This window comes from Dethiosulfatibacter sp. (assembly GCF_983023055.1).
Genome location: NZ_CEZJXU010000050.1, coordinates 1 through 8,953, shown reverse-complemented (window position 1 = coordinate 8,953; position 8,953 = coordinate 1). Strand labels below are relative to the sequence as shown.

Annotated in this window: 7 protein-coding genes; all 7 read left to right on the top strand. The window is 38.5% G+C overall.

All coding sequences use genetic code 11. From position 1 onward, the window contains the following. Positions 1-227: glycogen/starch/alpha-glucan phosphorylase (locus tag AC3AX0_RS03270; protein WP_487548878.1), on the top strand; the 227-nt coding region annotated here is incomplete at its 5' end. Positions 228-240: 13 nt separating this feature from the next. After that, positions 241-1,356, top strand: a complete 1,116-nt coding sequence (locus AC3AX0_RS03265) for a glucose-1-phosphate adenylyltransferase (RefSeq protein WP_487548877.1) — start codon at positions 241-243, stop codon at positions 1,354-1,356. 8 nt (positions 1,357-1,364) lie between these two features. Beyond that, positions 1,365-2,492 carry a glucose-1-phosphate adenylyltransferase subunit GlgD gene (gene glgD / locus AC3AX0_RS03260; RefSeq protein ID WP_487548876.1) on the top strand — a complete coding sequence of 376 codons (1,128 nt, stop codon included), beginning with the start codon at positions 1,365-1,367 and terminating at the stop codon, positions 2,490-2,492. 291 nt (positions 2,493-2,783) lie between these two features. Continuing rightward, positions 2,784-4,238, top strand: a complete 1,455-nt coding sequence (glgA, locus tag AC3AX0_RS03255; protein WP_487548875.1) for a glycogen synthase GlgA — start codon at positions 2,784-2,786, stop codon at positions 4,236-4,238. Continuing rightward, positions 4,213-6,081: a glycoside hydrolase family 13 protein gene (locus AC3AX0_RS03250; RefSeq protein ID WP_487548874.1), complete on the top strand. Its 1,869-nt coding sequence runs from the start codon at positions 4,213-4,215 to the stop codon at positions 6,079-6,081. The genes glgA and AC3AX0_RS03250 overlap by 26 nt, the downstream gene beginning before the upstream one ends. 141 nt (positions 6,082-6,222) lie before the next feature. Beyond that, positions 6,223-8,007 carry an ABC transporter ATP-binding protein gene (locus AC3AX0_RS03245; RefSeq protein WP_487548873.1) on the top strand — a complete coding sequence of 595 codons (1,785 nt, stop codon included), beginning with the start codon at positions 6,223-6,225 and terminating at the stop codon, positions 8,005-8,007. A gap of 104 nt (positions 8,008-8,111) precedes the next feature. Beyond that, the coding region (locus AC3AX0_RS03240) for an ABC transporter transmembrane domain-containing protein (protein ID WP_487548872.1) at positions 8,112-8,953 on the top strand (842 nt) is incomplete at its 3' end.

Here is an 8,953-nt window from a genome sequence, read left to right as displayed (position 1 = left end):
ACATTTACGACAGTTTAATACTCCACAACGATAATTATTTCGTAATGAAGGACTTCAGATTATATCTTGAAGCACAGAAGGAAGTTGAAAAGGCGTACAGGGATACTGATAGATGGTTTGAGATGTCCCTTAGAAATATCGCCACATCGGGTTATTTTTCAAGCGACAGGACTATAAAAGAATACGACAATGAAATTTGGAAAATCAAAGAACAAATAAGCAAATAATTGGGAGGTAACTATGGGAAAAAATGAATGTATTGCAATGCTTTTGGCAGGTGGACAGGGAAGCAGGCTTAAGAATCTTACCAAGAACAATGCTAAGCCTGGAGTAATGTTTGGAGGAAAGTACAGGATAATAGACTTTAGTCTAAGTAACTGTTTCCATTCCGACATTTATACTGTAGGGGTACTGACGCAGTACAAGCCTTTGCTTCTTAACAGATATATTGGAAATGGAAGAGCCTGGGCTCTTGACAAGTTAGGACAGGGTGTTAGCATATTGCCGCCATACATGGATACAAAGGGGGGAAACTGGTATCTTGGAACTGCAGATGCTATTTATCAGAATCTTGAATTCATAGACATGTATGATCCTGAGTATGTTCTTATACTTTCAGGGGACCATATATACAAGATGGACTATTCACTTATGCTGAATTATGCAAAGAAGAAAGATGCGGACCTTGCCATTGCAGTAATGGAAGTTGGCTGGGATGAAGCATCAAGATTTGGAATCACCAATGTAGATAAAAACATGAGAATAGTGGAATTTGATGAAAAACCTGAAAATCCCAAGAATAATATGGCTTCAATGGGAATTTACATCTTCAAGTGGAGTGTTTTGAGAGAATCTCTAATAAAGGATGCAAAGAATGAAAACTCCGATCATGATTTCGGAAAGAATGTAATTCCAATGCTCCTCAATGAAGGTAAAAACATATATTCATACCTCTACAATGGTTACTGGAGGGATGTTGGAACAATAGACAGTTATTACAAGGCCAATATGGACCTTCTTGAGGAAACTTCCGAGTTTGATCTGTTCTCAAGCGACCTTCGGGTATATTCAAACAACGAAAACTGGAGACCACATTACATGGGAGAAGGAGCAGATGTCAACAATAGTCTTGTCTGTGATGGATGTACAGTTGATGGTTATGTTAAGAATACGGTCCTTTCATACAATGTGAAAATAGGAAAAAATTCAATAGTAAGGGATTCAATAATTTTCAATAATGCAGTGATTGAAGAAGGTGCCGTAGTAGAAAGGGCCATAATAGGCGAAAATATGATAGTAACAAGCGGCAGCAGAATAGGCAGTGTTGAAGACGACGAAATAACTGTAATAGCATAGGAGGCAAAATGAAAAATACCGTAGGCGTAATAATAAATAGTCCAAATCAGAAAGATCTGGACAAGATGCTAGTAAGCAGAAGCATACATACAATTCCAATAGGTGGAAAATACAGGCTTATAGACTTTACACTGTCAAGTATGATAAATTCCGGAATAAGCAAGCTGGGAGTAATTGGATCGTACAAATACAGATCCCTGGTTGATCACCTTGGTTCAGGTGAAAACTGGAGTCTTAGTAGCAAAAGCAACGACCTGTCAATACTACACGGAGGAAAGAATGTTAAAATTGGACAAATAACAAGGATAAACCTTCAGGATTTTTTAGACAATATATCCTTTTTCAAGAAGATTCCTTCAACAACGGAATATTTTGTAATTAGCGGATGTAATATTGTCAGTAACATGGACATGAAAAAGGCAGTTGACTATCATATTGACAATGAAGCGGATATTACAATGATATACAAGAAAGACTATGAAGGTGAAATATACAATAAGGAAATAGCACTTTGTACCAATGATGAAGATGGAAAAGAAATTAAAGACATATTATACTGTGGGGAAAACAGGGACAAATGCCAGAATATATTCATGGATATGATAATAATCAACAAGAAGACATTTATGGAGATTCTGGACAATGCACAGAAAAGCGGTGCCATAGACCTTCTTGATGTAATAACGAAAAATCTCGATACTTTTAAGGTTATAGGGTATGGCTATGAGGGTTATATTAGGATAATCAATTCCATAAATTCTTATTTCGACTGTTCCATGGATCTTCTCAATGTTGAAACAAGGAAAAGACTCTTTTTTGGCGAGGATAGAGTCCATGCGAAGTCAAAGGACAACCATCCAACGAAATATAGTTCCCAGTCCAGAGTGAAAAATTCCCTTATAGCCAGTGGGGCCAAGATATATGGTACTGTCGAAAACAGCATAGTTTCAAGAGGTGTTGTTATTGAACAGGGAGCAAGAATTAAGAATTGCATCATCATGCAGAAATGCAAAATTGGAAGCGATGCTGTAGTTGTTAATGCAGTACTTGATAAATATGTTGAAATAACAAACAGCAAGATATTAGTTGGTACTGAAAGCAAGCCGTTGGTAATTGAAAAGGATCTTGTTTTATAAGAAATAGATGTAAACTCAACTATAGCTTTTGCTAGGGAAAAAGGATGTTTAATGCAAAAATAAGTTTCGTAACAATGTATGACAACAGTATACAGTTGAAGCATCTATATACTGTTATCATACATTGACTCAACTAAATATTTTTGCATTGAAACTTAAAAGGATGTTTTAATCAAAGGCAAGTTTCGTACTTATCCATTCGATATCCAGTGTACCGTTGAAGCATCGATACACATACTATTTCATGAATAAACTCAACTATAGCTTTTGATTAAAACTAGGAGGGTAAAAATGAAAATTTTATTTGCAACGTCTGAATGCGTGCCATTTATAAAAACTGGGGGATTGGCTGATGTAGCGGGATCTTTGCCTAAGGCACTTAAGGATAAAAATACTGATGTAAGAGTGGTTATGCCACTATATTCCGATATACCGGAAAAATACAGAAAAAAGATGAAGAAGGTCCATGAGTTTGATGTAGGTCTTAACTGGAGAACGCAGAAATGTGAAATCTTTAGTCTTGAAAACGACGGAATAGTTCATTATTTCCTGGGAAATGATTATTATTTTAACAGGAGTGGAATCTATGGATATTTCGACGATGGCGAAAGATTTCTTTTCTACTCAAAGGCAGTCCTAGAAATGCTACCCTATATAGATTATATTCCAGATGTAATGCACTGTAACGACTGGCATACAGCTATAATACCATACTTGACTAATACACACTACAGGCCTCACTATACAGACATGAGAACTGTACTTACAATACACAATATCAAGTATCAGGGGATTTACGGACGTGAAATCCTTTATGAAATTCTTAATTTGAAGCCTGAGGAAATAAATTTGGATTTTGAATTCAATGAAGCCATAAACATCATGAAGTCGGGTATTTACAATGCAGACTGGATTACTACAGTGTCTCCATCATATGCCAAGGAACTGGAATACGAATATTTTGGAGAAGGTTTGGAAGGTATAATAAGTGTAAACAGGCACAAGATGACAGGTATAATTAATGGAATAGACTATGATGTACAAAATCCTGCAAAGGACAAGAATCTGTATGCCAACTATACCAGGTCGTATAACAAGAAGCTTGAAAATAAGGAAAAACTTCTGGAAGAACTTAAACTTGATTACGATGAGAACAGACCTGTAATAGGAATGATTACAAGGCTTGACGAGCTTAAGGGTATAGATTTGGTAATGGCTGTTGGCAAGGAAATAATGGAACGTGATGTTAATCTAGTTCTTTTGGGTACGGGTGATGCCATGTACGAGGATTATTTCAGATATCTTGAAAGTCAGTATCCTGGAAAGGTTTCAGCAAGGATAATGTTTGATTCAAAGGCTGCTTCAAGGATATATGCAGGAAGTGATATTATGCTCATGCCTTCAAGGGTTGAACCATGCGGGTTAAACCAGATAATTGCCCTTAAATACGGTACAGTACCTATTGTAAGGAATACTGGAGGACTTGGAGATACCATATTTGAATACGATGAAGTGGCAAATACTGGAAACGGATTCAAGTTTAATGACTACAACGCCCATGAAATGCTTTTTGAAATAGAAAAGGCAGTTGACCTTTATAAAAACGACAGCGATTCATGGAAGAAGCTTGTGGCCAATACATTCAAATGTAAGTACGACTGGAAGGCTTCCGCTAAGAAATATAAGGAAGTTTACAAAAATACGATGATCAGGCAGGAAGATGAAAATATTTTACAACTCACATGATGAGGAATACAAATCGCCCTTCGGTGCGGTTGGAACAGGTGAACAAATAGATATAAGGCTGAAGGTTGAAAAAAACCATGATCTTGGCTATACAATAGCTGTAATGATAAGGGGCGTTGATGTTGAATATGTCATGGAAGCGGAGAGGGAAGAAGGCGACTATATTGTGTACAAGGCTGAATTAGTTGCTCCCAACTACCCCTGCCTCATCTACTACTATTTCGCCATTACAGAAGGTGATGCAACCTATTATATAGGCAACTGCAGGGAAAAACTTGGTGGAGAGTGTTGTCTTTACTATGAGAATCCAGTACCCTATCAGATTACTGTTGCTTCAAGAAATATTAGAGTCCCCAAGTGGTACAAGGAAGGAATAATGTACCAGATTTATGTGGACAGGTTCAGCATAGGCGGTGATGAAAACCTGTACGCTGGAAGGAAGGGTTTTGTCAAATACGAGGACTGGAATGATAAAAATAGGTATATCAAGGACGACAGCGGAGACGTACGTTTTTGGGATGTCTACGGAGGCAATCTCAGGGGAGTCATTGAAAAGATACCTTACCTGAGGAATCTGGGTGTATCCATACTTTATTTCAATCCAATATTCGAAGCAAACAGCAACCACAAATACGATACAGGTGACTATGAAAAGCTTGATTTCGGATACGGCAAGGATGAGGATTTCGAGGAACTTGTTGAGGAATGCAAAAAGAACGATATAAGCATAATCCTGGACGGAGTATTCAGCCATGTGGGAATGGACAGCAAGTATTTCAACAGGTTTGGCAGATATGAAAACACTGGAGCATTCCAGTCAAAGGATTCTGAATACTTTGACTGGTTCAGGTTCAAGGATTATCCCAATGAATATGAAAGCTGGTGGGGAAACAAGAGCCTTCCCAATGTGGAGGAGATGGATCCATCATACCTTGACTATATACTCAGGGGAGAAAACAGCATAGTGAAGCAGTGGATGAGAAAGGGAGTCAAGGGATGGCGTCTTGACGTTGCAGACGAGCTTCCCGATGAATTCATACAGATACTGAAGTCTGAAACACTAAAAGAGGATAAGGACAGCATAGTACTGGGAGAAGTTTGGGAGGATGCGTCAAACAAGGAAAGCTACAACAAGTTGAGGAAGTACTTCTACGGAGACGAGCTGGATTCCGTAATGAACTATCCCTTTAGAACAACCTTTACAGGTTTTGTCGCAGGTTATGTTGACGGAGAGACAGCCCTTAAGAGGATTATGTCAATTTATGAGAATTATCCAAGTAAGTATTTCTACTCATGCATGAATCTTATAGGAACCCATGATACAGTTAGAGCACTGACCTTTCTTGGGGATTCACCGGATGAAAGGTCCCTTGACGAGGATACAAGATACGGATATGTGCTGTCGGAAGAACAGCGTAGTTTTGCTGTGAAAAGACTGAAGCTATTGTCCCTTGTTCAGGCTACATTTCCCGGAGTGCCATGTATATACTACGGCGATGAAGCAGGAATGGAAGGGTACAGCGATCCATATTGCAGGGGAACATATCCATGGGGTCGTGAAAATGAAGAGCTACTGTCCTGGTACAGGAAAATCTTCAAGTTTAGGGAAGGCTCCGAGGTGTTGAAAAGAGGCGCTTGGAAGCCTTATGCCTGTAAGGGTGATTTGTTTAGTTTTACTAGAACATTGGGTAGTGAAACCATTGTTGTTGCTATAAACAGGTCAGGAGAAGACAGGGTATTCAAACTTCCCGGTAGTGGATATGAAGACATTCTTACGGGAGAAGAATTGGATAGAAAAACGAAGATACAAGGTTTTGGATTTATTTTAGCCATTTGCTGTTGACTGAGTTAGCAAAAGCGCATATTCTATTTGTATAGGAAACAAAGGCAGCCGCAGGTATGTATAAGACATTCTGCGGCTTTTGTATCTTGATGTACAGACATATATGCATATTAAGATAGATATGTGGAGAAGACAGAGGTTATGGAAAAATTAAAAATACTTTGGAAATTCATGAAAAACAATAGAAGAAGATATGTGCTATCCATGTTGGCCATGGGAATAGGTGTTGCCTTTTCTCTGTTCATTCCTGTGGTGATTCAGACAGTGGTGGATTCATTCATCGGAAATCTTCCAATTGGAAACAGGATGATCAACTGGATGGTGGAGTTATTTGGAGGAATGGATTCTGTCGGAGACAAAATTTGGATTGGCGGACTGGCTGTTGTAGCATTGACGGGGCTTCAAGGGGTATTTCTTTTCAGGGCTAGAAAGGAATCTGCAGTAGCTTCAGAAAACATAGCAAAAAATATCAGGGAAGAGTTATACGACCATATTCAGCATCTTCCCTACGATTATCATAAAAACTCAGATACAGGGGATCTTATTCAGAGGTCAACCTCAGATGTTGAGACCATAAGGAGATTTTTGTCAGTACAATTAATGGAAGTGGGACGAGCTATATTTATGGTATCCATAGCACTTTATTTCATGTTGGGTCTCAGCCCTAAGATGACTGTGGCAGCCATGGTTATGACTCCTTTTATTTTTCTGTTTGCTCTTATATTTTTCAATGTGGTTCAGAAGGCCTTTAAGGTTTCAGACGAGACCGAGGCTGAAATGTCTTCGGTAATACAGGAAAATCTGAACGGTACAAGAGTAGTAAGGGCCTTTGCAAGAGAAAAGTATGAAATTGACAAGTTCAGGGAGAAAAACAGGAAATATGCAGACAAGACTTACAAGATGATAATTTATTTGGCATACTATTGGGGAATATCAGATTTTCTGTGTTTTATATCAATAGGTCTGGTCTTGGTAGCAGGAGCATATCATGCAAATATTGGTGAAATCACACTTGGAACAATAATAGTTTTCATTAATTATGAATATAGGCTCTTATGGCCCATAAGACAGTTGGGAAGGATACTTGCAGATCTTGGAAAGGCAATGGTTTCAGCTGAGAGGATTCAGGAAATTCTTGATGTTGAAAAGGAAACATTGAAAGCAAGAGAAACCAAGCCTGAGGTGAAGGGTGAAATAGTATTTGAAAATGTTAGTTTTTCATATCCAGACGATAGATCCAGGAAGGTTCTTGATGATGTATCCTTTACAGCTAAAAAGGGAGAAACCGTTGCAGTAATGGGGAAGACAGGTTCTGGTAAATCATCCTTGGTACATTTATTGGCAAGGCTTTACGACAAGGACGGAGGCAGGATACTAATCGACGGTGTGGAGATAGAAAACATAGAAAAGAAATGGCTGAGGAAAAACATAGGTCTTGTTCTACAGGAGCCCTTTCTCTTTTCAAAAACTATAATAGAAAATATAAACTTCGACTGTTCAAAGTCGAAAAAGGCTGTATTCAACGCAGCAAAGGTTGCATCTGTCCATGATGTAATCAAGGAATTTGACAAGGGTTATGAAACCATAGTTGGTGAAAAAGGAGTTACACTTTCAGGAGGACAGAAGCAGAGAGTGGCTATTGCTAGAACACTAATCAACGATTATCCAGTTCTTGTTTTCGATGATTCACTGAGTGCAGTTGATACGGAGACGGATATAGCAATAAGAAATGAACTTTTCAAGAGACGTAAGGGAATCACTACCTTTATAATATCCCACAGGATTGCATCCGTATATGATGCGGACAAGATTATAATACTTGAAGACGGAAAGGTGGAGGAAATGGGAAGCCATGAGGAGCTTATGGAACTTGGGGGATATTATAGTATGATTTGGAAGATGCAAATGGAGTCGAATATCTATTGAGGTATGCTCATGAAAATCATATAACTGTTCCCTGCAAATTGTAGCATTTAATTGATATTTGACGCAATGACTGGTAATAAAAGAGTATTTAAGGAGGTGACCACATGTCTACTGGATTTGAAGAGAAGGATTATTCTAAGAAGCTTGATATTAAAATATGGAAGAAGATGGCCAGGTATTTATTAAGATACAAGAAGCTTACGGGTCTCTTGTTTTTCTTCATGGTGAATGTTGCCCTTGCTGATTCCATTTTTCCACAGATGACGAGAACCATCATAGATGATTATATAGTTCCCGGCAACTTTGAGGGCATAGGAAACTTCATTTTCAAGTTTGCACTATTGATGGTGTGGCAGGCCATCAATATTTTCATATTCATAGCAATTGCAGGAAAAATCGAGATGAATCTTACCTACGATATAAGGGAGGAAGCCTTTGAAAAGCTTCAGCTCTTGTCATTTTCATACTATGACAAGACTCCTGCAGGATGGATAATGGCAAGGATGACCTCTGATGTGAAGAGGCTTGGTGAAATCATCTCCTGGGGAATAGTGGACATAGTATGGGGAATGTCATTTATGATAATAATTGCAGCCTTCATGTTTGTATTCAATTGGAAGCTTGCTCTTATAACTATGTCTGTTATCCCAGTAATGGCAGTGTTCAGCATATATTTTCAGAAAAAGATACTGGGCTCTTACAGGATAGTAAGAAAGATAAATTCAAAGATTACAGGGTCCTTCAGCGAAGGTATTTCAGGTGCCGTCACTACGAAGGTACTGGTTGGAGAGGAAAAGAACCTTGAAGAGTTCACGTCCCTTACTGGTGAGATGAGATCTTCGTCAATAAAGGCTGCGATCTTTTCAGCAGTATTTCTACCCATAATCCTAGCCCTTTCAAGCATTTCAATGGGACTTATAATCTGGAGAGGTGGAATAGGAGCAAT